Genomic DNA, 23689 nt, shown 5'->3' with positions numbered 1-23689 from the left:
TTTTCGGCATCATCAAAGAACAGACGACGGCGGCGGGTCACCCGGACGACGATGGCGCCCGGCCGGGCCTCCGCAGCATGGCCTCCTCCAGGAGCGCCACCACGGTGTAAAGGATGATCGAAACAAGGGTGATCACCACCACCGACGCCCACACCTCGTTGTTCCTTGCCCGGGACACGGCGGAGATGATGGCGTAACCGATTCCCTTGCCGGTGGCGAGCCACTCCGCCAGCAACGCGCCCGTGATCGCCCCCGGAATGGAGATCTTCACGGCCGTGAAGAACGCCGGCAGGGACGAGGGCAAAGCAACCTTCAGCAGGGCCGTCCAGCGTGAGCCGCCGTAGACATCGATCACTTCGATCATGGCCGGGGACGCCGAGCGAAGCCCGAACACGATCGTCACCAGGGCTGGGAACAGCACCACGATCCCGCCGATGGCAGCAACCGCCGGTTCCTGGCGGCCGAAAATCAGGATTATGATGGGTGCCAGCGCCACGAGCGGAACCGAGCGCAGCAGCATGGCGACCGGCATCAGGGCATTCTCCACACCGCGGAACAACACGAACACACCGGCAATCACAACGGCTCCCACCATTCCCGCGGCGAACCCCAGGAATGAATCCACCATGGTTTGGCCGAGGTTCTGCAGGATGGCCTGCCGGTTAGCCTCCGCTGCCGGAACCGAGAACAGGAAGTTGAAAACATCCAGCGGTCCTTTGCCGACGAACGGCGAGATGTTGAAGACCTTCAACAACGCCACCCACAGCAGCAGCACCACGGCCAGGGAAACCAGCAGGCCGACGACCGCGCGCCCCGCGTCTTTCAGCGCGGCCAGGACAGCCGCGGATCCCGGCATCATGCTGCCGCCCGGCGTCCGGAGGACCACGGCGCAATGAATCGTGCCAGCAGCGCAAACACGCCATAGCCGGCGCCGGCAAGCAGCCCCGCCACCAGGGCAACTCCCCACGCCCTGGCAATTTCGAGGTTCTGTTGCGCATTGACCAGCGCCGGGCCGATCCCGCGGTCCACGCCGCCCACATATTCGCCCAGCACGGCGCCCAGCACGGCGGCCGGAACGGCGATTTTCAGCGCGTTCAGGATTCCGGGCAGGGCGGAGATGAGCTGTACCTTGACCAACTGCTTCAGCCGTCCTCCGCCGTAGACGGCGACGAGGTTCAGGCTTGCCCTGTCGGCGCTCTTGAGCGCGGCCAGCGCACCCACCACGGTGGTGAAGAAAACCGAGATGCCCGCCAGCAGGACGGCCGTGCCCGAGGATTCCCCCCGCGCGGGCGAGCCGATAACGATGAAGGCCAGCGGACCGATGGCAACGATGGGCAGGCAATAGCTGATCACCGCCAGCTGGGTAATCAGCCGTTCCAGGGACGGAAGCACCAGGACACTCGCGGACAACAGCAGCGCGCCGGCGTTCCCCCACAGATATCCCGCGGAAGCCTCCGCCATTGTCACGGCCAGGTTGGGCCAGTAAAACCCGACGCCGTCACTCGCCAGCTGTCCCAGAACTTCCGGCGGCGTCGGAACGGCGCCGCCGGAACCGTCCGCACTGGCACCCACTCCGGAAAGCACCGTCGCGGCAGCTAACCACCAGAGCACGACGGTGGCCGCTACGCCGATCCCGGCCGCGGCCCACGGCGGCAGCGGCCGGGCCGCCGTCGTACTTAACAGGAACGACCGCGTCATGGTGATTCCACCTCCTCAAGGGGTGCACGGGCGCCGAAAAGGAGCTCGGATGCCCGGTCACACAGCGCATGGAACTCCGGGGTCCGCATCATTTCCGGGGTCCGCGGCCGGGGCAGGTCCACCGTGATGATCTCCTTGATCCGCCCCGGACGGGCGCTCATCACAGCCACCACATCGGAGAGGAACATGGCCTCCGCGATGCCATGGGTGACCATCAGGGTGGTGGCAGGCTTCTCCGTCCAGATCCGCAGCAGTTCCAGGTTCAGCCGCTGCCGGGTCATGTCGTCCAGCGCCCCGAACGGCTCATCAAGCAGCAGCACCGACGGCTTGAGCGCCAGGGCCCGGGCAATGGACACCCGCTGGCGCATGCCGCCGGACAGCTGGGCCGGCTTGGCCTTCTCGAAACCCTTCAGTCCGATCAGCTCCACCAGGTCGTCCACCATGGCGTGGTCAACCGGAAGACCGGCCACCTCAAACGGCAGCCGGATGTTGGACACCACGCTCCGCCACGGCAACAGCGCGGGATCCTGGAAGGCGATCCCCAGCTCGTGCCGCGTCCGCAGCTCGGCCGGTGTGTGACCGTCCACCCTCACGTCTCCGGTGGTGGGGGTTTCCAGCCCGGCAAGGATCCGCAGGATGGTGGACTTGCCGCATCCTGAGGGTCCCAGCAACGAAAGGAACGTCCCCTTGGAAGTCATCAGGTTGGCATCTTCCAGCGCCACTACGCTCTTCCTGCCCATCCGGAAGCTCTTACCCAGGTGCCTGAGCGATATGCCGGTTCCGGAAAGCAGTCCCCCGGCCACGGCCTCCGTGCTCACGTCAGTCATGCGTCCTACTTCAGGTCCGGGTTCTCGGCATAGACCTCGTCGAGGAGGCTCAGGTCAAAGATCGCGTCCGCGGTGGTGTCGTAGCCGGCGAGCTTGAGGATCTCGATGTTCTTGTCCATCAGCTCCTTGGATACCGTGAACAGGCCGTTGCCTTCCGTCTCCGGTGTGGCGATGAGCTTGGTGTTCTGGGCTTCCGCCTGGCCCTTTTCCTTGGCCATGGTCAGGCCCAGCTCCTTGCCATAGACCTCGACGGCGAGCCGTGCAGACTCATCGGGATCGGCCAGGGCGTCTTTCCAGCCCTTGATGGTCGCCGCCAGGAAGGCCTTCAACTCCGGCCTCTTGTCCTTGATGGACTCGTCCGTGACCACGAAGCTCTCGGCAACGAAGGGCAGGCCGTTATCCGCAAACGGCAGGACCGCCGTCTTGTGTCCGCCCAGTTCAAGGGTGAGCACTTCATTGGTCAGGTACGCGAAGAACCCCTCGACGTCGCCGTTCAGCAACGGCTGCGGATCGTATTGCACCGGTACCTTGGTGACCTTCGTGGGGTCGATCTTGTTGACTTCCAGGAGGGCATCGAACAGCGTTTCGTTCACGCCTGCCTGCACGCCGATCTTCTTGCCCACGAGGTCCTGCGGTGCAGTGATCGAGTTGGCAGCCAGCGAAACGATGGTGAACGGGTTCTTCTGGTAGGTGGAACCAATGATCTTCAGCGGCGCTCCCTCGTTGAGCACCACCGGGGCCACACCCACGGGCGACGACGTGCCCACCAGGGCCTTCCCGGAGAGGACCATGGTCTCCGCCGAAGCCCCTCCCGGGCCGCCCGCGATCAGGTTGACGGCGCTGAAGCCCGCGTCCTTGTAATAGCCCTTGCTGTCGGCAAAGTACTCGCCGGCGAACTCCGCGTTCTTCAGCCAAGACAACTGGACCTCGAGTGTGCCGAAATCGGCAGCCGCCCCTGAACCCGTGCCAGAGGCAGCCGGGGCAGCGGATCCTGATCCTCCCCCGCAGCCGGTCAGCGCCACAAGCGCCGCCGATGAAAACCCTGCCAGCACCATCCGCCGCGATGGGCGCAGGGCGCCTTTTTCCGAACTGAAAGCCGTCATTCTTCTTCTCCAAATCGGGGGGCGGTCAGGTATGCAGGCGGCCTCGCAGGCCGTCAGGCTCCGACACTATGGAACGGTTGTTTCAGGAATCAGCCCGAGCCGTTTCAGAGAAGTTAACTGTCGTTTAGGGGCGCTGGTCCGGCGGGCGGGACGACGGGCCCGTCAAAGAGTGGCGCGTTAAAGCAGAAGAGCCCCGGTCCTAAGACCGGAGCTCTTCATTTGCGTGCGCGAGGGGGGATTTGAACCCCCACGCCCTTTCGGACACTGGCACCTGAAGCCAGCGCGTCTGCCGTTCCGCCACTCGCGCGCAACTTCTTTCACCCGACAGGAGCCCGTTTTCCGGACTGCCAGCCTCGTAAAAGCAGCGAGATCAAGCATAACGGACAACCACGGCAAAACACCAATCGGGCTCTGCGGCTGCCCCTGCGGGCCAAATCGTTCCCCGCACCGCCCCCCCGGGATATGCCCCTGGAACGGCACCGTCCGCCCCGGACCGGGCCCGGCTGATGCGAACTATTCTCCCCGCCCCGGCGTTGTGCATTAAGGTCATTCACAGCCCCGCCCAGTAGTATCAGATGTAGGAGTGCCCGTCCCCGGCGCACTCCCGGCTGTGTTTTGAGCTGAGTTCCGAATCGTGTGCTGCCCCGCAGCCGTCAGGAGAGGAGAGGTGCCATGGGAATGCTGGACAAAGTCGAGCGCGGCATCGAAAAGGCCGTCCGCGGTGTCTTCTCCACCGGCTCGCGGGCCCAGGTTGAGCCTGTGGAAATCGCCAGCCGGCTCCGCCGGGAGGTGGACCACAAGGCCATCACCATCGCCGCCGGGCGCACCCTCGCACCAAATGTGTTTGATGTCCGCCTCAGCGAAGACGACTTCAAGCGCGCCCAGGAGTGGGGCACGCCCCTGGCCGAAGAACTCTGCGATGTGGTGATCAACCACGTACGCAGCCAGGGCTACACGCTTCAGGGTTCAGTCCGCATTTCCTTCCGGCGCGATAGCGAAATCCGCGCCGGCGATTTCGAAATCGACTCAAGGACGGAAAAGGCCTCAGGTTCCGCAGCAGCCCCGCCCTTGCCGCGCAACAACGTGCCCGCTGCGCCCAGCCGCCAGCCTGTACGGCTTCAGCCGGTCCTGGACATTGACGGCCAGCGCTACTCGCTGAACGCCGCGTCCATCGTGCTGGGCCGCTCCTCGGAGGCGGACATCCTGGTGGACGATACCGGGGTCTCGCGCCGCCACCTCGAAATCCGCACCACCAACGGCACTACGGAGGCCGTCGACCTGGGATCCACCAACGGCAGCTACGTCAACGGACGCAAGGTCGTCGGCAGCGTCGACCTCACTGACGGCTCCACCATCACGATGGGACGGACCAAAATCATCTTCCGCCTTTTGCCCGCCAACTCCGGTGGCCGCCCGTGAGCGAACTGACTATTACGGCATTGCGATTCGGGTTTCTCCTGCTGCTCTGGGTCCTCATCTTCAGCATCGTGTCGGCAATGCGCCGGGACCTGATGATCGGCAGGAAAGCCGCAATGGGCGCTCCCACCGCCCGCCAGGTACGCAAGCATCCTGAACTGGCCGAAACCGCACCGCCGCCCGCGAAGCAGCAGGCCCGCCAGCTGGTTGTGACGGAAGGTCCGCTCAAAGGCCACACCATTCCCCTGGCAGACAGCCCCATCCTTCTTGGCCGCGCCCAGGAGGCCACGCTGGTCCTGGAGGACGACTACGCCTCCGGCCGGCACGCCCGGCTCTTCCCGCAGGGCAGCCGCTGGTTCATCGAGGATCTTGGCTCGACCAACGGCACGTACCTGGCCAATCAGCAGCTCACCCGAGCCCTCCCGGTGGAGCTCGGTGTCCCCGTGAGAATCGGCAAGACGGTCATCGAATTGAGGCCATAGCCGTGGCCGTCCCGGAAATTCCCGCCGACAAGGGCTCCACCCCTACGCGGCCGCTCATCATGCGCTACGCCGCCCGCTCGGACGTGGGACGAATCCGAGCCAAAAACGACGACTCCGCCTACGCCGGACGCCATCTGGCCATCGTGGCGGACGGCATGGGCGGCCACGCCGGTGGCGACGTGGCTTCCGCAGCGACCGTCCTGGACATGCTCCACCTGGACCACGGTCACTACGACGGCGATGCCGGCACCGTGCTGGCGGATGAGATCCAAACCGCAAACTCCCTCCTGTCTGAACTGGTCCACATCAATCCAAAGCTCGCCGGCATGGGGACCACCGTCACGGCGCTGCTCCTGGCCGAAGGCAAACTCCACTTCGCCCACATCGGCGACTCCCGTGCCTACCGGCTCCGCAACGGCGAATTCAAGCAGATCAGCGTGGACCACACCTTTGTGCAGCGGCTCATCGACGAAGGCCGGCTGCGCCCCGAGGAAGCGGAAACCCATCCGCACAAGAATGTGCTGATGCGGGTCCTGGGCGATGTGGACGCCAGCCCGGAGCTCGACCTGGCCACGCTTGACGTCGAACCCGGCGAACGGTGGCTGCTCTGCTCGGACGGCCTGAACTATGTTGCGGGGCACGTCGTGGAACGCACGGTACGTGAGACCAAGGACCTGCGCGAATGCGTCGAAACGCTCGTGGACCTCACCCTTGAAGCCGGCGCACCGGACAACGTCACGGTTGTGATGCTTGAAATCGCGGAACAAACCCCCGACGACGTCCGTACAGCCGCCGTCGAGATCGTCCCGCCCCTTGCCGGGGCGGAGGAGGCGGCCAAGGCGTCCACTCCCGTCGCTCCAGCCAAGTCTCCGTCCGCACTTCCGCAGGACGCCAAGCCGAAGGCTGCCGAAGACAAGGGCAGCAGCGACTCCGGCGGAGAAGACGCCGGCACCGGGCCGGCATCCAAGCCGGGCGAGCCAACCACGACGACGGACCCTCACCTGGGCGAGCATCTCTCTGCCGCCGTCCTCCGCGAAGAACTTTCCACACGTCCCCACGAGTTGGTCGGCGCAGCCGCCGCCGCTGCCGAATCCGGATCCATTCCCACGATTGCCGGCCGCACCGTCGCACGCCGTGCCGCGACCGTCCTTACCCACAAATCGGATCAGGACCGCGAGGAAACCGACGAATACAAGCCCGCCGCCAAACCGCGCCGCTGGGTCACGATCGCCACGGCTGCGGCCCTGCTCGTCATCCTCAGCGTTGGGCTGTGGCTCGGATATGCCTGGACCCAGACGCGTTACTACATCGGCGAATACGATTCGCGGGTTGCCATCTACAACGGTGTCTCCCAGCGCCTGGGACCAATCCAGCTCTCAACGCTGGAAACCGTAACGGACATCCGCATGTCCGACCTTCCGGAGTTCTCGCAGCAGCGGGTCCGCCAGACCGTGCCGGCACGCGACCTTTACGACGCACAGCGGATCGTCAAGAACCTCGACCTGACCGGGACGACGTCACCGGCGGAGGATTGCCCTAGCGCCTCCGCCACGCCCACGGCCTCCCCAACCGCTTCGGGCGCCGCGCCGGCGCCCGGCGGCACGGCTGCACCCCCCGGATCACCGACGAAGTCCGCTACCCCCAGCCCGTCCACCAACGCTTGTGAGGAGGCCAAGTGACACAGATTGAGCCCACCCCCAAGCCGCGGAGGAACACCGAACTGGCGCTGCTGATCCTTGCCCTGGCCGTGGGCATCGGCGCCAATGCCCTGGTGGGCGTGGACCAGGAAAAAGCCTTTGACCAGGATTTCTGGTTCCAGTCCAGCCTGCTCGCTGCCGCCGCCCTTATCTTCCACATCGTGCTGCGGATCCGTGCGAAATATGCCGATCCGGTAATACTTCCGCTGGTGGTCGCCCTGAACGGCCTGGGCCTGGCCATGATCCATCGCCTGGACGCCCCGGGGGACGATACGGGCAACAACCAGCTCCGCTGGACCCTGATTGCCATGGCCGTGGCCATCGCGGTCATCTGGTTCCTCAAAGACCACCGGATTCTCCGGCGGTTTACGTTCATTTCCCTGGCCGCCAGCGCGCTCCTGCTGATCCTGCCGCTGATCCCGGGCATTTCGGCCGGTGAAATCCTCGGCGCGCGTGTCTGGATCAAGCTGGGCCCCATGACCTTCCAGCCTGGCGAAATCGCCAAAATTACATTGGCCATATTCTTCGCCGGGTATCTTTCCTCCAACCGGGACCTGATTCTCCTCGCAGGCCGCAAACTAGGCCCGTTGCAGTTCCCCCGGGTCAAGGACATGGGTCCGATGATCACCGCCTGGCTGGTGAGCATCGGAGTGCTGATCTTCCAGCGGGACCTCGGGTCCTCCGTGCTGTTCTTCGGCCTCTTCATTGTGATGATCTACGTGGCCACGAGCCGGATCAGCTGGGTAGTGATCGGTGTGGCCCTGATCCTGGGCGGCGGATATGTGGCGTCCAAGGTTTTCTCCCACGTTGGCCTCCGCATTGACGGGTGGCTGAACGCCTTCACGGACGAGGTCTACGGGCGCCAGTTCGGCGGTAGCTTCCAGATTGTGGAAGGCCTGTTTGGCATGGCCAACGGCGGCCTCGTGGGCACCGGCCTTGGCCAAGGACGACCGAACCTCGTTCCATTTGCCAACAGCGACATGATTATCGCCTCCTTCGGCGAGGAACTCGGCCTGATCGGGCTCTTCGCGATCGTGCTGATGTACCTACTGCTGTTTACCCGCGGTTTCCGGGCCGCGCTGGGCACGCGGGACGCCTTCGGGAAGCTGCTGGCCTGCGGCCTGTCCTTCGCCATTGCACTCCAGTGCTTCGTGGTGATTGGCGGCGTAACGCGGCTGATTCCGCTGACCGGACTCACCACGCCCTTCCTGGCAGCAGGCGGATCCTCGCTGCTGGCCAACTGGATCATCGTTGGCTTGCTGCTGATGATTTCGCACACCGCACGCGGCCCGGTGGACACCACTCCCATGCCGCAGGGTGCCGCGCCCGGCGAACAGAAGCCTGTTCCGCCTTCTCCGCCGCGTCCGGCCAAGCAGCCCGGCCGGCAGCCCCCGTCCGCCCAACCCGACGCGCCAACTGAAGCGGTGAAACAACTATGAACCACGCCATCCGGAATTCATGGATCGCCGCTGTAGCCATGTTCGCGCTGATCTTCGGCGCCCTCAGCTATGTGCAGGTGGTGGGTGCCGACGAACTGCAGGCCAACCCCTGGAACAAGCGCGCCATCCTGCAGAACTACTGCAACGACCGCGGAGCCATCATTGTGGGCGGGAAACCCATCGCGCAGTCCGTTCCCGCCTCGGAAAGCTGCAAGTTCCAGCGGACCTACACGGAGCCTGAACTGTACGCCGGCATCACGGGGTACTTTTCCAAGAACTACGGCGTCACCGGGCTGGAAAGTGCGCTCAACGAGCAGCTGGCCGGCAGCTCTGACCAGCTCTTCCTGGACCGCGTGGGCCAGCTTTTCCTCGGCAACCAGCCCAAGGGCGCCTCCGTGGAACTCACCTTGGACCCTGCCATCCAGAAGCTCGCCTACGACCTGATTCCGGACGGTCAGCGCGGCTCCATCGTGGTGACGAACCCGAAAACGGGTGACATCCTGGCCATGGTCTCCAAGCCGTCCTACGATCCCAACCTGATCGCGACCCAGGACGCGGCCGCGGAGGCGGCGAACTTCAACGAGCTGAACAAGATTCCGGGGATCAACCTGAACCCGAACGTCAGCGGCCCCACCGGTGCGCTCCTGGCGCCCGGCTCGGTGTTCAAGCTCGTGGATACGGCCGCCGCACTCAGTTCGGGCAAGTACAACAAGGACAGTGAGCTGCCCAACCCCGCCGAGATGAGCTTCCCCGGGATCCAGTACAAGCTGCCGAACTACGCCGGGGGCAACTGCTACACCCAGACCACGGCGAGCTTCGCTTTCGCGCTGCAGCAGTCCTGCAACACACCGTTCGCTTCCATCGCCCGGGACCTGGGCCAAAAGGCGATCGCCGACCAGGCCGCGAAGTTCGGCTTCGGGGAGGATCTGGGCGACCAGCTGAAACTCGATTACGCGAAGAGGGCGTTCCCGGAGGAGGAGCTGGACCCGGCAGGGCTCGCCCAGTCCGCGATCGGCCAGCGCGACGTCCGGGCTACCCCGCTGCTGATAGCGCTGATGACGTCCGCCATCGCCAACGGCGGGGTCCAGATGCGGCCCAACCTGATCAAGACCGTGAGGTCCCCGGACCTGAGGGTCATCAGCGAACCGAAACCAGAGGTTCTCCGGACCTCCACCAGCCCGGAGATTTCCCGGCAGATCACGGAGTGGATGACCGGTGTGGTCAGTGAGGGCATCGGCCGCGGGGCGGCCGTACCTGGCGTCCAGGTGGCCGGCAAGACCGGCACTGCCGAGCTGGGAACCGACGGCTTGAACAATTCATGGTTTACCGGGTTCGCCCCGGCCAACGACCCCCAGGTGTCGGTGACCATCGTCATGCAGGGCGTGGACATCACCACCGGTGCACAGCTAACCAGTCCGAACGCGAAGAAGATTTTTGAGGCGGTGTTGAATAAGTGAGGCCTACATCAGGAATCACCCTCGGCGGGAGATTCCAGCTGACCACGCGTATTGCGATTGGCGGGATGGGAGAAGTCTGGAAGGCCAAGGACCTTATCCTTGGCCGGATTGTCGCCATCAAGGTGCTCAAAGAGGAGTACACGGGCGATCCCGGGTTCCTCCAGCGCTTCCGTGCGGAGGCGCGTCACACGGCGTTGCTGAACCATGTGGGCATCGCCAACGTCTTTGACTACGGCGAAGAGGAGGGATCGGCGTACCTGGTGATGGAGCTGGTCCCGGGCCAGCCCCTGAGCAGCATCATCGAACACGAACAGGTCCTTTCCCCGGACCGGACGCTGTCCATGATCGCCCAGACCGCCCGGGCCCTCTCGGTGGCCCACTCACAGGGTCTGGTGCACCGCGACATCAAGCCCGGCAACCTGCTGATCACTCCGGACGGCCGCGTCAAGGTCACCGACTTCGGCATCGCCCGGCTGGCGGACCAGGTCCCGCTGACCCAGACCGGGCAGGTCATGGGCACGGCCCAGTACCTCGCGCCGGAGCAGGCCACGGGCCAGACCGCCACCGGCGCCTCGGACATTTACTCGCTCGGCGTCATCGGCTACGAGTGCCTTACGGGTCACCGCCCGTTCTCCGGCGAATCGCAGATCGCCATTGCCCTTGCCCAGGTCAATGACGCACCGCCGCCGCTGCCGGAAACGCTGCCGACGCCGGTGCGTGCCCTCCTGATGTCCATGCTCGCCAAGGATCCCAAGAACCGCCCGGCCAACGCCATCAAGCTGTCCGAGGCAGCGGAAGCCATCCGCAACGGCGACATCGCCGCCGCGCACGCCGCCGTTCCCGGAATGCTGCTTTTCGAAGCGGCCACGGGACCGATCACCGCGCCGGTGGACATTCCCACCGCCGCCACCGGCGTCATCGAATCACCCGAAAAGGACAAATCGACGACGGCGACGTCCGCACTCCCGGTGGTCGGTGCTGCGGGCGCCGGCGCAGCGGCAGGGCTTGCAGCAGGGGCCGCGGCCGGGGCAAGCGGTCCGGGCAGCACACTGTCACGTGCTGACGCCCTGGCTGCCCAGCGCAGCTGGGACCAGGAAGAGGAGCAGGACCGCTACGACGAACCGGTGGACGAGCCGCAGCGCCGGGGCCGTAGCCCCTGGACGTGGCCGCTCATCGCCCTTATCGTGCTCGTCCTCTTCGCACTGGCGGGTATCCTGCTGACCCAGGCAGGCATCTTCTCCCCGTCCGGCCCTGTCGAATCTTCGGCCACGTCGAGCAGCGCGAAGCCCAGCAGCAGCAGCGCCTCACCGACGTCCACTTCAGCCAGCCCCACACCCAGCAGCGCAAGTCCCACGCCCACTCCCACGCAGTCGACTCCTGAAACCATCAACCTGATCCCCGATGCCTACCTGGGCCAGCCGTACAACACGGTCCGCAGCCAGCTCGTCGGCCTGGGATTGACCGTCAAGGGCGACCCGGTCTTCAGTGACGCAGCGCAGGGAACGGTCACCAACATCGAGCCTTCCGGCCCGGTAGCCCCGGGCGAGACCATCACGGTCACTTATTCGAAGGGCCCGGACCCGAGCCAGGAGTCTTCGGTGCCCGCGATCGGCGTTGGCAGCTCCGAGGCCCAGGCGCAGAAAGCGATCGAAGACGCCGGATTGCGCTGGGTAAAGGGAGCAGATGTGCCCGGCAGCGCCGGGCAAAAGGCCGGGACCTTTGTTAGTTCAGAGCCGGGCGCCGGACAAAAGGTGCCCGCCGGATCCGTGGTGACCTACCACCTCGCGGCTGAACCCGTGCCCACTCCGAGCACGTCGACGACGAACTAAGGCGCACCGTGCCGAACTCACCCCGTCTCCCGTCGCACAGAGAGGACAGCCTCCCAGTGAACACCCAGCGCGTCCTCAACGGACGGTACGAACTCGGTGAGCTGATCGGCCGCGGCGGTATGGCGGACGTCCACCGGGGCCTGGACACCCGGCTGGGCCGGACAGTGGCCATCAAGCTGCTGCGACCGGACCTTGCCCGGGATCCACAGTTCCAGGCGCGGTTCAAGCGCGAAGCCCAGGCCGTGGCCGCGTTGAACCATCCTTCGATCGTTGCCATCTACGACACCGGGGACCACGCAGTGCCGGGCGGTCCCGAGGACACTGTCCGCGTGCCGTACATCGTGATGGAATTCGTGTCCGGAAAGACCCTGAGGGATCTCATCCGTGCGAAGGAAGTCAGCATCGACCACGCCATCGACTTCACGCTCGGCGTGCTCTCCGCCCTCGAGTACAGCCACCGGGCGGGAATCGTACACCGGGATATCAAGCCCGCCAACGTGATGTTCTGCGAAGACTCGGACACCATCAAAGTCATGGATTTCGGGATTGCCCGCGCCATGGCCGATTCGTCCGCCACCATGACCCAGACCCAGGCGGTCGTGGGCACGGCGCAGTATCTCTCTCCGGAACAGGCCCGCGGTGAAACTGTGGACGCCCGGAGTGATCTCTACTCCGCGGCGTGCCTGCTGTACGAAATGCTGACGGGAAGGCCTCCGTTCATCGGTGACAGTCCCGTATCAGTCGCCTACCAGCACGTCCGCGAGATTCCGGAACCGGCCAGCAGCCTCAACCCCGAGGTGTCAGAGGCCCTGGACAGCGTCCTTTCGAAGGCCCTGCAGAAGAACCGTGCTGACCGTTTCCAGGATGCGGCCGCATTCCGGCGGGCACTCCGGGCGGCCCGCAACGGCATCCCCGTGCCTGATGTGGCGGCGGGCGAGGCCCCGACAGATCCCAACAACACGGTCCCGGCCGGGGAGCGGACGGCCCTCGCCGCGCCTTACTCGCTGACGGGGGCAAGCTTCCTCGATGATTCACCGAGCGGCCGGCTGCGGCCCGTCCATGACACCCTTGGCGACGACCAGGCGATTCCGGCGCAGGTTTATGAGCCCTCGGAATCCAGTGATCTTCCCCTCGGGTTTCCGCCGGAACGTGAGCGCACCCCGCGGCAGAAGTCCCGCCGTCGAACCTGGATTGCCACGTTGGTGATCTTCACCCTGCTGGTGCTGGCCGGCGGCGGCCTCTGGCTCTACAACATGATGAACCAGGCGCCCCCTCCGGTGGCGAAGGTAGAGGTGCCGGCCGTATCGTCGCTGACGGAGTCCGAGGCGCTTCAGCGGTTGTACAACGCCAGGCTGAGCCCGCAGATCACCAGGTTGCCGCACGACACCATCACCAAGGGCACGGCCATCGGCACGGTGCCGGCCGCCGGCACCGCCATGGAACCGGACTCGAAGGTAACCCTGAACATCTCCGACGGCCCGAGCGCCGTCAAAATCCCGGATGATCTGCCGGGGCGGACCGAAGCGGCGGCCCGGGACGTTCTTCGCCAGATCGGCCTCGCCGGCGCCCCCGGAACCACCATGGCCAACAGCGCCACCGTTCCCACCGGAATCGTGATCACCACCAAGCCGGCGCCGGGTCAGACCGTCGCAGTCGGAAGCACCGTGGAAATCGTGGTGTCCACCGGCAAGGTGGCCATGCCCGAACTCCGCGGGCTGCCCAGGGCGGAGGCGGAGACGGCACTCAAGAACCTGGGCCTTGGGATCGATGTGAAGGAAGTCGAAAACTCCGAAGTTGAACCGGGGAAGGTCACCGAGCAGAGCGACGCCGTCAACTCGCTGGTGGAGCAGGGCAAAACCATCTCCATTATTGTTGCCAAGGCGCCGGCGCCCAGCCCCAAGCCGACTCCAACGCCGACGCCCACGCCTACCGAGACGAGCCGGGACCGGGGATAGTAGGCCCGCCCTGTCGCCCGAGGAGTTTGCGCCTGAAGGATAGGCGCGCCGCCCTCAGTGCTGGATGAGGGGACTCAGTTTGGCAGCCCGCTCGGCCGCGCCGGCCATGCCGAGTGATTCTAGCCAGTTGCCCAGCATCTGGTAACCACCCTCAGTGAGGACCGACTCCGGGTGGAATTGCACACCGCAGAGCGGTGCCGTCCGGTGCTGCAGGCCCATGATCACGCCGTTTGCCGTCTGGGCTGTGATCTCGAGGATGTCCGGGATGGTTTCGCGGACGGCGGCCAGGGAGTGGTATCGCGTGGCAGTGACAGGGGAGGGAAGTCCCGCGAAGACGCTGGCTCCTTCATGCTCCACGAGGGAAGTCTTGCCGTGCATCAGCTCCGGGGCGTGCGTCACCGTGGCCCCGTAGGCTTCGGCCAGTGCCTGGTGGCCCAGGCAGACGCCGAACATCGGCTTGTCGTGGCTGCCGCACCACTTGATCAGATCAATGCAGACGCCGGCCTCCGCGGGGGTGCCGGGGCCCGGGGAGATGAGGACGCCGTCGCGCGCGTCGGCCATCTCGATTGCCTCAGCAAGGGTGACGTCGTCGTTGCGGACCACCGTTGTTTCGGCGCCGAGCTCCTGGAGGTAGCCCACCAGGGTGTAAACAAAGCTGTCGTAGTTGTCTACGACCAGGATCTTGGTGGTGCTCATTGTCGAGTTACTAAACCAATCGTTGAGTCGGTGAACTGGGTGAACTGTGACATCCAGGGGAAGAGGAACTGAACCATCAATACCAGCACGCCGGCCAGCAGCACCAGTGAGGTGGCAATCCTGAACCACAGCGGCCCGGGCAGGTGGCGGAAAATCCATCCGTACATGGCGTCAGCCCTTCCCGAGTGCCTTGGCCACTTGGGCCGCGATTTCTGCCGGCGGTCCAGCCGAGGCGGGCTGCCAGTGGTCCAGCAGTGAATAGGCAATGATGCGTTCCTGCGAGCCGAAGCGCGGATTGCAGCTGGTCATGGTGAGGTAAGCCTCCGTGGGCCGGGCGGCGGGCTGGGTGGGTACGGGGAGCAGCACATCCGTGGCCGACGGAAGCACGATCTGGTTGTTCCTGAAGACGTAGACATAAAACCCGTCCCTGGTCTGGACGTAGATCTTGTCCCCGGGGACCAGGGTGTGGATGTTGTCCAGGACCGCCCCGTGGGTCTGGCGATGGCCGGCCACAGCGAAGTTGCCGGTTGCCCCGGGCATCGCCGTGTCACTGTAGTGGCCAAGGCCCAGCGTATCCAGGACGTCCGTGGAAGTTCCCTGCACGATGGGCCGGGTGTAGTCCGCGCCAAAACGGGGGATGTATATGATGCCGATGGTTTGGCCGTGTCCTGGCGCTTCGGCGACCTTCGGCGGACCGTAGTCGGTCGGGGCCGGTGTCGAGGCGTCAGGCGCATCGGATGCCGCGGGAGCTGCGGAACCGCCCAGTTCCTGGGCGAAATTTTTGATCGTCTCGCTCTGCTTCGCATCGGACTCCACATTGGTCCACCAGAGCTGCCATGCGACGAACAGGAGCAGGATGACTCCCACCGTGATCAGCAGTTCGCCAACGATCTGGACGACTATACGGAGAACCCCGACGCCGCGTGCCGGCACGGCAGCAGTCGTCTCCTTCTCCAGCAACACCACGTGGTCTCCTCAATTGGCTGCCTGGACTGGCGCCGGTGTGTTCTGAACTACAGCTAGAATTGGCTGCTAGTAAGAATTCAGACCTGACCAAAGGCGCCAACCCCGCCGGCATATTCCTTCCTGCAGGATATCAAGCCGGAGGCTCCGCCCTTGATTCAGCCCGACGAGGAGGACCCGTGCCCGAGTCAAAGCCACGAAAGAAGACCGTTCCCGCGGGAAAGCCGGCTTCTGCATCGCAGGCGTACAAGCCGAACGCGGTGTGGTTCAAGCCCGTCATGTTCGGCCTGATGATCCTCGGGCTGCTGTGGATCATCACCTTCTACATCAGCGAGGGTGCCCTTCCGGTCAGGGATTGGGGATCGTGGAACATCGTGGCCGGATTCGGCATTGCCATCGCGGGTTTTTTGATGACCACCCGGTGGCGTTCGTAGCCCCAGGCGTCCGTTTGGCCGGCACCGTCCGGCGAGCACCCCGCGTTTAACGAAAAGCCGGACCGGCACATTGTGCCGGTCCGGCTTTTACTTTGCCGGTTTATTGCCGGCCGCTGCTGATTACTGGCCGGGGTTGAGCACGTGGATCGCCAGGTCGGTGCCGGCGTCGGACGTGACGGAAATCTCCACGCCGTGACCCGCAACCTTGACGCTTCCGTACGGGTTGTCGGAGCTGTAGTAGGCCAGCGGATCGCTGTCCTTGAAAACTCCGATCGGGGCGCTGCTCGGTGCGCAGGCGTCAAGTGAGCTGATCGACGGACTGCGCTTGGTGCCGGTCTGCACTTCCTTCGCGATGCACAGCGGATCCGTAGCCTCCAAACCGAAGGTCGCGTCGAACGGCTGGCGGCTGTTGCCGGGCATTGTTCCGTCGGACCACTTCAATGGTGCCGGGCGGGCATCCACGGGCAGCGCCGAGCCGGCGCCGGGGTGCGCCGACACATTGTTGTCCGCGTATGAGTCGTCGATGTACCAGACCAGCATGCCGTTCTGGTACTTGAAGAAATCCACCCAGTTCGGTGCCGAGATTCCCTTGGTGAAGGCATACGGTCCTTCCGCGAGCGTGGCGTCGAAACCCACGTACTCCCGGTTCTCCACGAGGTAGTACTGCTCAGTGGTCTGGGTTACGGAACCGCTGCTCATTTGCCACGGGTCCTCGGCAATCCACCGTCCCGCGCCGGATTCGACGTCGTCACTCAGGATTACGGTCTTTCCGGCCGAAATCGTGATGTCGTCTATGAAGGCACCGGGGTTGTGGACGCCTCCGTCGGTCTGGTACCTGAAGCGGAACAACGATTCCAGGCCCGCGGCGTCATAGGAGTAGCGCAGCTGCCCCCAGGAGGCGGAGCCGCTGAGTGGACGCCCGGCGGACTTCCAGGTCTTTCCGCCGTCGGTGGAGTACTCACCGTAGAGGTAGTCGTAGTTCGCTTCGACGTCGTACCACGCATTCGCCGTAATAGTCACGCGCGATTGGGCCGGGACGGCGTGGGCCAGGGATTTGTTGAGGTTATCCGCGCTGCCCGTCCACCACGCCTTGCTCCCTGAGGAGGGAGCTGTGTAGTTCGTGGTGGTGGTCTTGTCCGGCAGGTTGACCCGGACGGCCTGGTCCTTGCCGTCAACCTGAAGTTGGGACGGATTAAGGACAAAGTCCCCGCTCGATCCCGTGGTCACCGTGCTGTGATCGAGCCAGCCGAGGAAGAGTTTCTCTTCGGGTCCCATCAGGCCCGGGGTGGTGCCGATCCCTTCGTTGGCAGTAGAACCGTGGCCCAACCAGGAGCCTGAACTCATGAGGGTCCAGAACGCCGTACTGTTGGTGGCAGCTCCGGTGGTGTCATAGAAGTCCGGCAGTCCGAGGTCGTGGCCGAATTCGTGGGCGAACACGCCGACTCCGCCGTTTTCGGGTTCCGTCGTGTAATCACCAAGCCAGTATTTCGAGGATCCGATCCGGGTACCGCCGGAGAGGTTACCCTCCGGTCCGGCAGAGCCGAACTGGTTGCCGAAGGCGTACCAGCGGTGCGACCAGATTGCGTCCTCGCCCAGGGTGCCGCCGCCGCCTTCCTCGCCTTCGCCGGCGTGGACCGCCTGGAAGTGGTCGATGTAACCGTCCGGTTCATCGAAGTTGCCGTTCCCGTTGAAGTCGTAACGGTCCCACACATCAAATTGTGCAAGGTACGCGTCAATTTCAGCCGGTGTCTTGCCGGCCGCCAACTGGGAATCCCACCACGCGTTGCCGGAGTCCCGGACAAAAGCCCATGCGCCGCCCGTGTCCTCGGTGGCGTTGTCGCCGTAGAAGGATCCGTTGTTGGGCACCTTGACCCAGTTCGTCACCGTATTCGTGACCGAGTACTGGTTGTTGGAAACGGCCTCGTAGTAGCCCTTCATGGATTCGCCGCTGCCATTGAAAAGTTCTTCGTAGTAGGCGGGGCTGAAGTCCTTGGTCCACAGCGTGGTGTTGTCCACCGAGCGGTCCGGTTCAGCAATCGTGTTGTGCAATGGACCGGGCGTCGTTCCGAACCGCCCCGAGCCCTGGTCGCCGAACTCGGCCAGGATCGTGAAGATCTTGTCCTGTTTGGCTGTCTCTACCTCGGCGAATTTGTCCGGCGCCAGCTGGACCACGCCGTCGTCATTGGCTTTCGCCTGCCCCTTGGCCACCTTTTCAATGGCTGCCTTCCGCCGTTCAACGAGTTCCTTCGTCCGCGGTCCGGGACGGTTGTCCTGCCGGACTGCCGCGGCGGCCCCGCCCGACCCTTCGTCGACAGGTGGTGCGGCTACGGCAGGGGCCTGGATGCTGAGCATCCCGAGAACGACCCCCGCCACGCCGGCCACGGCAATTTTGGTTTTCCTCACACGTACCTCCCAGTAATTTGTGATCAGAGCCAAAGCATAATGTGAGAGTCATCGTTCGGCTATGGAATTCGCGGTCACCGGCGCATATCCTTCCCCGGCCGCTGAATATGCTGGAGTTTGCAGCACGATGCAGGACTAGCTAAGGACCCTAGATGACCCCGGATGAACGCGGCACCATCATCGGCAGTGACGGTCTGGCCCGGCCGCCGTGGGCTGCGGTGGACCCGCTGCTCCAGGCCTACTACGACACTGAATGGGGCATGCCGGTCCGTGACGAGCAGGGCCTGTTTGAACGCATCAGCCTGGAGGCCTTTCAGGCCGGATTGTCCTGGGCCACCATCCTGCGGAAGAGGCCAGCTTTCCGGTCTGCGTTCCACGACTTCCAGCCCGATATGGTGGCAGCGTTCACTGAAGAGGACGTCGAACGCCTGATGCTCGACGCCGCCATTGTCCGGAACCGGCTCAAGATCAGGGCAGCCATCACGAATGCCCGCGCCACCATCGCACTGCGGGATGACGGTGGTTTGGTGGACTTCGTCTGGAGCTTCCAGCCTGCGGTGACGCCGCGTCCGCAGAATCACGCGGAGATCCCCACAACATCGCCCGAATCCGTTGCCCTGTCCAAGGCCCTGCGCCGGAAAGGTTTCGCTTTTGTGGGGCCCACCACGATGCACGCGCTCATGGAGGCGATCGGCATGATTGACACGCATCTGGTAGATAGCCACCGGCGGGGCTCCTCCGGTGTGTGGACGGAGCGGGCCTGAGTTATCCCAAGCTGTGGGGAAACTTATCCACAGTGTTGAAAACTTCCGGATTGATGAGCGGCATTTCCGCTGGCCATGGCCTGCGCCGACCCACTCGGAGGATAAATGACAGGACCGTAAGTTATTAACAGTGTGGATTGTCTGTGGATAACCGCTGGGGGACCGCAAATCCGCCTGCACCGGGACTCTGACAGCGGCTAGGTTCCGGCTGCCGACCCCACGGCGCCCGCCGGGCGGACTTATCCACTTACGAACAGCGCTATCCCCAGAAGTTATCCACAGCTGGGGATAAACCGGGGGATAATTGGACCCCCGGTGCCAAAGACTGCGCCTTCCAGCTGAATTCCTTGGTCAAGCTACGATCCCGCGAGTTATTAACACTGTGCATAACCTGTTGACTAGCCCCTGGACCGCTCGTGACTCAGACGCCGAAGGTGCTCGTCCGGACCCTTGGTGAGGGCGGAGGATGCAAGTGCGTATACCCCGCGCCGGGCAGCTTACGGGAGTGCGATCAGCTCCGGCCCTTGAGGCAAGCCGGGCAAGGACCCGCCTTGGCGGCCGAGTTGTCCACTTAACCACAACCCGGAGGAACAACTTTATCCACAGATGTGGACAATCTTCCGGCTTCCGGTCGCTAATCGCCAGCCGGCAAGGGGTCCGCGGGGCAGCGGGCCCGAACTACACGCGTGTAAGTTACCAACAATGTGGATAACTACTGTGGAAAACTTTCCGGCGGGCGGGTAGTTGCCACGCACCGGAAGGAACGGGGTGCGTGACAGGCGTGCGTGGCAGCGAACTGATGGCAGCCGTACGCAGACCGGCTGGTGTGGAACGGAGAGCCGCCGGGGTGGGGTGCGGCCGCAGGAAGGGCACAGGACAGCAGGATAGGCCGCAAAGCGGCACCAAAGGCGTGGGGTTTGCAGGCAGCAGAATGGGCCGCAGGGCGGCGGCCGGCGAACAACGGCACGGGCGTACGCACATGCCGTCACAGGCGGTGCGGGTTAGCGCTGGGAGTGCTTAGGCGCCGGCCATTCGCAGGGCCGTGGCGGCGACAAGCAGGCCCAACACGAGCACAAGGCCTGCCGACTGCCAGAGCCAGCGTCGCGGACCGCGGGGAGCGTAAGCGATTGCTGCGGCGCAGGCAGCGCCCGTGACCAGGCCGCCAAGGTGGGCCTGCCAGGCAATCTGGGGGACGATGAAACCGATAACACCGTTGATGGCGATCAGCACCCAGAGCTGCTTCGTGTCCCCGCCGCGGTGGCGCTGCACCACCAGCATGGCGCCGAAGAGTCCGAAGATCGCACCGGACGCCCCCACGACGCCGGCGAGCGGCTGGCCGGGAGTGTAGGCAGGCGTCAGCAGAAGGTAGCCGACGGATCCGCCCACCGCGGCCAACAGGTAGAGCGCGAGGAAGCGGATGCGCCCGAGGAGGGGTTCCAGTGCTTGCCCGAACATCCACAGCATGTACATGTTCAGCACGATGTGCAGGATGAAACCCTGGGAATGGAGGAACGCGGAGGTCAGCATGCGCCATGGTTCGAAGACCCCGTACTCGGGGGTGGCGTAGACCGTGGCGAAAGCGAAATTCTGGTAAATGCCGTCATTCGGAACTATCCATTGGAGCACGTAGACGAGCGCACACACTGCGATGATCCCGAAGGTCACCAGTGGCCGGCCGGCAACGGCGGTTCCGCCGTAGACCGTCCTGGCTGCCGGCGTCGTACGTTTTGTTTCGTTGACGCAATCAATGCATTGGAATCCGACGGCGGCCGCCCGCTGGCATTCCGGGCAGGCCGGGCGCCCGCAGCGCTGGCACCGGACATAGGAAGGCCTGTCCGGGTGCCGGGGGCACACCGGAATCTGGGCGGACGGCTCAGCCGCCGGAATTCCGTAACTCATGAGGGGTTAGAGCTGCTCGACGTCGATGCTGTTAATAACGACATCCTCGACCGGGCGGTCGCCCATGCCCGTGCGGACACCTTCGATGGCGTCCACGACCTTCTTGGATTCCTCATCAGCAACTTCACCGAAGATGCTGTGCTTGCCCTGCAGCCAGTCGGTGGGGATGGTGGTGATGAAGAACTGCGAGCCGTTGGTGCCCTTGCCCATCTGGATGCCGGCGTTGGCCATGGCAAGCTTGTACGGCTCGTTGAAGGTCAGCTCGGGGTGGATTTCGTCGTCGAACTTGTAGCCCGGTCCGCCCACGCCGCGGCCCAGGGGATCTCCGGCCTGGATCATGAAGTCCTTGATGATGCGGTGGAAGATGGTGCCGTTGTACAGCGGGGTTCCGGTCTTGTCCTCACCGGTTTCCGGGTGGGTCCAGGCCTGCTCGCCGGTGGCCAGGCCAACGAAGTTCTTGACCGTCTTGGGCGCGTGGTTGCCGAAGAGGTTGACGACGATGTCGCCGAGGCTGGTGTGGATGGTTGCTTTTGCAGTTGCGATGGCAGTCATAGGCCCATTGTTCCACGTCGGCCCAACACGGCATCAGGCCTTCCACACAGTTCCGCGCTAGGTGAAATCGGCCCGAAATGGGCCTGAAGAATAGCCGGTGGGGGTCAACCCACGTAGGCTAACAACAGAACCGTCACATTAATCGGGAGGTAGTTGTGAAGAAATCGGATCGTATTGCCCGTGACCTGGAGCAGTCAGTCAGCAGCGCGGTAGAGAACGCCAAGGATTGGGCAGCCCCCCGCGTAGAAGCAGCCGTGGACTGGGCGGTTCCCCGCCTGCAGCACGGCATTGACACAGCATCCCCGAAGATCCAGGAAGGGCTCAAATCTGCAGCCCACAACCTGGCCGACGGCGTCGCCACCGTAACGCCGCGCATCCAGGACGGGCTTGCACACCTCGCGCCCAAGATCCATGACGTTGTGGACAGTGCCACCCCGCGCCTCCACGAAGCACTGGACAAGGCCACGCCCGTCATCTCCCAGGCCCGCGACCGGGTGGTCGTGGAGTACCTGCCCAGGCTTTCGGACCAGATCGGCCACGCATCCGAGGCAGTGCACCGCACGCTCGAAAGCGCGCCGGCACACGTGGATGCCGTCGCCCAGAAGCTTGCGGATTCCGGTGTTGTGCATTCCATCCAGGATCAGGCCCAGGCCGCAGGGCACCAGCTCAAGGCTGCCGCAGCGGAGGCCACCCGGGTTGTTACCGGGGAAGCGGCCAAGCCGCAGAAGCCGAAGCACCGCGGACTTCTTATTTTCGGCGTCATCGCCGCAGCCGTCGCCGCCGGCGTTGCAGCATGGAAAGCATCCAAGCCCGTTGAGGATCCTTGGAAGACCCCCGCGCCGGTAACCCCGGCACCCGTTCCCGCGACGACCGTCAACGACGTCACTGCCACGGCCAAGGACGCTGCGTCAGACGACGCCGCGGCGAAGGCTGCCGACGCCGCCGACGATGCCAAGGACGAGGCTGCCAAGGTTGCCACGGATGCCAAGACTGCTGTGAAGAACATCGCTTCGAGCATGAACAACAACGGCTCCGCCAAGGCAAACGAGAACTAGAAACCGGCCGTAACGGCACGGCACAAAAACAGGGGAGGCCCGCACATTTGTGTGCGGGCCTCCTCCGTTGTTTCCCCGACCTTCACCCGCAGTCCCGGGGTGAGGCCCACAAGGGTGCTAAATTTGTGGTGATGTCACCCGATAGATCCCCCGAGGATGCCTCGCACGACGCTGCGCTTATGCCGGGCGTATCCATCGTCATACCGGCGTACAACGAGGCAAGCGTCATCAGGCAGTGCCTCATTGCGGCCATCTACCAATCGGTGCCGGCGGCGGAGATCATCGTTGTGGACAACATGTCCAAGGACCGCACGGCGGACATAGTGCGCCAGATGCAGCAGGAATATCCGGAAAGTCCCATCATCCTGCTGAGCCAGGACCGGGACCAGGGCCTCATACCCACCCGGAATTTCGGCCTCAACCACGCCACCGGCGATGTCCTGGGCCGGATTGACGCGGACTCCGTCGTGGAACCGGACTGGGTGGAACAGGTCCAGAAGGCTTTCCTCGACCCCGCTGTCCAGGCTGCCACTGGCCCGGTGGTGTATTACGACATGCCGATGCGCCGCTTCGGACTCAAAGCGGACGACAAGATGCGCCAGCTAATGCTCAAGCTTGCCAAACACCAGTACCATTTCCTCTTCGGTTCCAATATGGCCTTGCGCCGTTCAGCGTGGGAAACCATCCGGGACGAAACCTGCCGGGATGAGAAGGACGAGATGCATGAGGACATTGATCTGTCCCTGCATCTGGCGGACCATGAACTGCGCGTGCAGTACTGGCCCCAGATGGTGTCCGGAATGTCCGCCCGCCGCCTCGAGGACTCACCGCGCGACTACCGGTACTACGTGACCAGGTTCGACCGGACCTATAAGGCCCACAACGTCAAGAAGATGGCCCTCAAGGCACCGATGGTGGTGTTCTTCTCCGTGTACTTCCCGGCCAAGCTCCTGCGGGCCATTCACACCGTGAACTCCGCCCAGCCCGTGCGCCGCGGCGGCCAGTAGCTCCAGTCGGCTG

The 23689-nt window shown here is 64.4% G+C and carries 21 protein-coding genes and 1 tRNA gene; 11 read left to right on the top strand and 11 right to left on the bottom strand.

The window, feature by feature from the left end:
• Window positions 1–37: 37 nt before the first annotated feature.
• From JOE41_RS11350 to JOE41_RS11330, 5 genes are all read right to left on the bottom strand, one after another.
• Window positions 38–859 carry an ABC transporter permease gene (locus tag JOE41_RS11350; protein WP_209752395.1) on the bottom strand — a complete coding sequence of 274 codons (822 nt, stop codon included), beginning with the start codon at window positions 857–859 and terminating at the stop codon, window positions 38–40.
• The gene (locus JOE41_RS11345) at window positions 856–1698 is read right to left on the bottom strand and encodes an ABC transporter permease (RefSeq protein ID WP_209752394.1); all 843 of its coding nucleotides are present in this window, start codon (window positions 1696–1698) and stop codon (window positions 856–858) included. The genes JOE41_RS11350 and JOE41_RS11345 overlap by 4 nt, the downstream gene beginning before the upstream one ends.
• Window positions 1695–2525: an ABC transporter ATP-binding protein gene (locus JOE41_RS11340; protein WP_209752393.1), complete on the bottom strand. Its 831-nt coding sequence runs from the start codon at window positions 2523–2525 to the stop codon at window positions 1695–1697. The genes JOE41_RS11345 and JOE41_RS11340 overlap by 4 nt, the downstream gene beginning before the upstream one ends.
• Before the next feature lie 5 nt (window positions 2526–2530).
• Complete coding sequence (locus JOE41_RS11335; protein ID WP_209752392.1) at window positions 2531–3628, bottom strand: ABC transporter substrate-binding protein; 1098 nt, start codon at window positions 3626–3628, stop codon at window positions 2531–2533.
• Between the two features lie 224 nt (window positions 3629–3852).
• A tRNA-Leu gene (locus tag JOE41_RS11330) sits at window positions 3853–3935 on the bottom strand.
• A 365-nt stretch (window positions 3936–4300) separates the two neighbouring features.
• Between JOE41_RS11330 and JOE41_RS11325 the strand changes: the two genes are divergently transcribed.
• The 7 genes from JOE41_RS11325 to pknB are packed head-to-tail and all read left to right on the top strand — an operon-like array spanning window position 4301 to window position 13903.
• Window positions 4301–5047: a DUF3662 and FHA domain-containing protein gene (locus JOE41_RS11325; protein WP_011689897.1), complete on the top strand. Its 747-nt coding sequence runs from the start codon at window positions 4301–4303 to the stop codon at window positions 5045–5047.
• Complete coding sequence (locus JOE41_RS11320; protein WP_011689896.1) at window positions 5044–5526, top strand: FHA domain-containing protein; 483 nt, start codon at window positions 5044–5046, stop codon at window positions 5524–5526. Before JOE41_RS11325 ends, JOE41_RS11320 begins: the two co-directional genes overlap by 4 nt.
• Window positions 5527–5528: 2 nt before the next feature.
• Entirely contained in the window at window positions 5529–7205 is a 1677-nt protein-coding gene (locus JOE41_RS11315; RefSeq protein WP_374068706.1) for a PP2C family serine/threonine-protein phosphatase, read from the top strand.
• Complete coding sequence (locus tag JOE41_RS11310) at window positions 7202–8662, top strand: FtsW/RodA/SpoVE family cell cycle protein (protein WP_011689894.1); 1461 nt, start codon at window positions 7202–7204, stop codon at window positions 8660–8662. The genes JOE41_RS11315 and JOE41_RS11310 overlap by 4 nt, the downstream gene beginning before the upstream one ends.
• Window positions 8659–10119: a penicillin-binding protein 2 gene (locus tag JOE41_RS11305; protein WP_011689893.1), complete on the top strand. Its 1461-nt coding sequence runs from the start codon at window positions 8659–8661 to the stop codon at window positions 10117–10119. The genes JOE41_RS11310 and JOE41_RS11305 overlap by 4 nt, the downstream gene beginning before the upstream one ends.
• On the top strand, window positions 10116–11948 hold the full coding sequence (locus JOE41_RS11300; protein ID WP_011689892.1) for a protein kinase: 1833 nt from the start codon (window positions 10116–10118) through the stop codon (window positions 11946–11948). Before JOE41_RS11305 ends, JOE41_RS11300 begins: the two co-directional genes overlap by 4 nt.
• 56 nt (window positions 11949–12004) lie before the next feature.
• The gene (pknB, locus tag JOE41_RS11295; RefSeq protein ID WP_307800692.1) at window positions 12005–13903 is read left to right on the top strand and encodes a Stk1 family PASTA domain-containing Ser/Thr kinase; all 1899 of its coding nucleotides are present in this window, start codon (window positions 12005–12007) and stop codon (window positions 13901–13903) included.
• Window positions 13904–13957: 54 nt separating this feature from the next.
• On the opposite strand, the gene JOE41_RS11290 is transcribed toward pknB, so the two are convergent.
• The 3 genes from JOE41_RS11290 to JOE41_RS11280 are packed head-to-tail and all read right to left on the bottom strand — an operon-like array spanning window position 13958 to window position 15565.
• Window positions 13958–14599 carry an aminodeoxychorismate/anthranilate synthase component II gene (locus JOE41_RS11290; protein WP_209752390.1) on the bottom strand — a complete coding sequence of 214 codons (642 nt, stop codon included), beginning with the start codon at window positions 14597–14599 and terminating at the stop codon, window positions 13958–13960.
• Window positions 14596–14766 carry a hypothetical protein gene (locus tag JOE41_RS11285; RefSeq protein WP_011689889.1) on the bottom strand — a complete coding sequence of 57 codons (171 nt, stop codon included), beginning with the start codon at window positions 14764–14766 and terminating at the stop codon, window positions 14596–14598. The genes JOE41_RS11290 and JOE41_RS11285 overlap by 4 nt, the downstream gene beginning before the upstream one ends.
• A 4-nt stretch (window positions 14767–14770) precedes the next feature.
• The gene (locus JOE41_RS11280) at window positions 14771–15565 is read right to left on the bottom strand and encodes a class E sortase (protein WP_209752389.1); all 795 of its coding nucleotides are present in this window, start codon (window positions 15563–15565) and stop codon (window positions 14771–14773) included.
• Between the two features lie 176 nt (window positions 15566–15741).
• On the opposite strand from JOE41_RS11280, the gene JOE41_RS11275 reads away from it, so the two are divergent.
• Window positions 15742–15996: a cell division protein CrgA gene (locus JOE41_RS11275; protein WP_011689887.1), complete on the top strand. Its 255-nt coding sequence runs from the start codon at window positions 15742–15744 to the stop codon at window positions 15994–15996.
• A gap of 120 nt (window positions 15997–16116) precedes the next feature.
• Here the strand turns inward: JOE41_RS11275 and JOE41_RS11270 are convergent, their stop codons facing one another.
• Entirely contained in the window at window positions 16117–18399 is a 2283-nt protein-coding gene (locus JOE41_RS11270; protein ID WP_209752388.1) for an immune inhibitor A domain-containing protein, read from the bottom strand.
• Between the two features lie 152 nt (window positions 18400–18551).
• On the opposite strand from JOE41_RS11270, the gene JOE41_RS11265 reads away from it, so the two are divergent.
• Complete coding sequence (locus JOE41_RS11265; RefSeq protein ID WP_209752387.1) at window positions 18552–19163, top strand: DNA-3-methyladenine glycosylase I; 612 nt, start codon at window positions 18552–18554, stop codon at window positions 19161–19163.
• A 1017-nt stretch (window positions 19164–20180) separates the two neighbouring features.
• On the opposite strand, the gene JOE41_RS11260 is transcribed toward JOE41_RS11265, so the two are convergent.
• Together JOE41_RS11260 and JOE41_RS11255 are read right to left on the bottom strand one after the other, a co-directional pair.
• Window positions 20181–21062, bottom strand: coding sequence for a rhomboid family intramembrane serine protease (locus JOE41_RS11260; RefSeq protein WP_209752386.1), 882 nt, complete (start codon window positions 21060–21062; stop codon window positions 20181–20183).
• 6 nt (window positions 21063–21068) lie between these two features.
• Window positions 21069–21614, bottom strand: a complete 546-nt coding sequence (locus tag JOE41_RS11255) for a peptidylprolyl isomerase (RefSeq protein WP_011689883.1) — start codon at window positions 21612–21614, stop codon at window positions 21069–21071.
• A 155-nt stretch (window positions 21615–21769) separates the two neighbouring features.
• Between JOE41_RS11255 and JOE41_RS11250 the strand changes: the two genes are divergently transcribed.
• Window positions 21770–22669, top strand: a complete 900-nt coding sequence (locus tag JOE41_RS11250; RefSeq protein ID WP_209752385.1) for a hypothetical protein — start codon at window positions 21770–21772, stop codon at window positions 22667–22669.
• Window positions 22670–22800: 131 nt separating this feature from the next.
• Window positions 22801–23676, top strand: a complete 876-nt coding sequence (locus JOE41_RS11245) for a glycosyltransferase family 2 protein (protein WP_209752384.1) — start codon at window positions 22801–22803, stop codon at window positions 23674–23676.
• Window positions 23677–23689: the final 13 nt, after the last annotated feature.

The organism is Arthrobacter sp. PvP103, assembly GCF_017833075.1.
GTDB lineage: Bacteria > Actinomycetota > Actinomycetes > Actinomycetales > Micrococcaceae > Arthrobacter.
This window is presented reverse-complemented; position numbering and strand designations above follow the sequence as displayed.

What these genes read in the sequence shown, in the direction of transcription:
- JOE41_RS11350 (WP_209752395.1), bottom strand. Translation starts at nt 859, where the DNA reads ATGATGCCGGGATCCGCGGCTGTCCTGGCCGCGCTGAAAGACGCGGGG.
- JOE41_RS11345 (WP_209752394.1), bottom strand. Translation starts at nt 1,698, where the DNA reads ATGACGCGGTCGTTCCTGTTAAGTACGACGGCGGCCCGGCCGCTGCCG.
- JOE41_RS11340 (WP_209752393.1), bottom strand. Translation starts at nt 2,525, where the DNA reads ATGACTGACGTGAGCACGGAGGCCGTGGCCGGGGGACTGCTTTCCGGA.
- JOE41_RS11335 (WP_209752392.1), bottom strand. Translation starts at nt 3,628, where the DNA reads ATGACGGCTTTCAGTTCGGAAAAAGGCGCCCTGCGCCCATCGCGGCGG.
- JOE41_RS11325 (WP_011689897.1), top strand. Translation starts at nt 4,301, where the DNA reads ATGGGAATGCTGGACAAAGTCGAGCGCGGCATCGAAAAGGCCGTCCGC.
- JOE41_RS11305 (WP_011689893.1), top strand. Translation starts at nt 8,659, where the DNA reads ATGAACCACGCCATCCGGAATTCATGGATCGCCGCTGTAGCCATGTTC.
- JOE41_RS11290 (WP_209752390.1), bottom strand. Translation starts at nt 14,599, where the DNA reads ATGAGCACCACCAAGATCCTGGTCGTAGACAACTACGACAGCTTTGTT.
- JOE41_RS11285 (WP_011689889.1), bottom strand. Translation starts at nt 14,766, where the DNA reads ATGTACGGATGGATTTTCCGCCACCTGCCCGGGCCGCTGTGGTTCAGG.
- JOE41_RS11265 (WP_209752387.1), top strand. Translation starts at nt 18,552, where the DNA reads ATGACCCCGGATGAACGCGGCACCATCATCGGCAGTGACGGTCTGGCC.
- JOE41_RS11260 (WP_209752386.1), bottom strand. Translation starts at nt 21,062, where the DNA reads ATGAGTTACGGAATTCCGGCGGCTGAGCCGTCCGCCCAGATTCCGGTG.
- JOE41_RS11255 (WP_011689883.1), bottom strand. Translation starts at nt 21,614, where the DNA reads ATGACTGCCATCGCAACTGCAAAAGCAACCATCCACACCAGCCTCGGC.
- JOE41_RS11245 (WP_209752384.1), top strand. Translation starts at nt 22,801, where the DNA reads ATGTCACCCGATAGATCCCCCGAGGATGCCTCGCACGACGCTGCGCTT.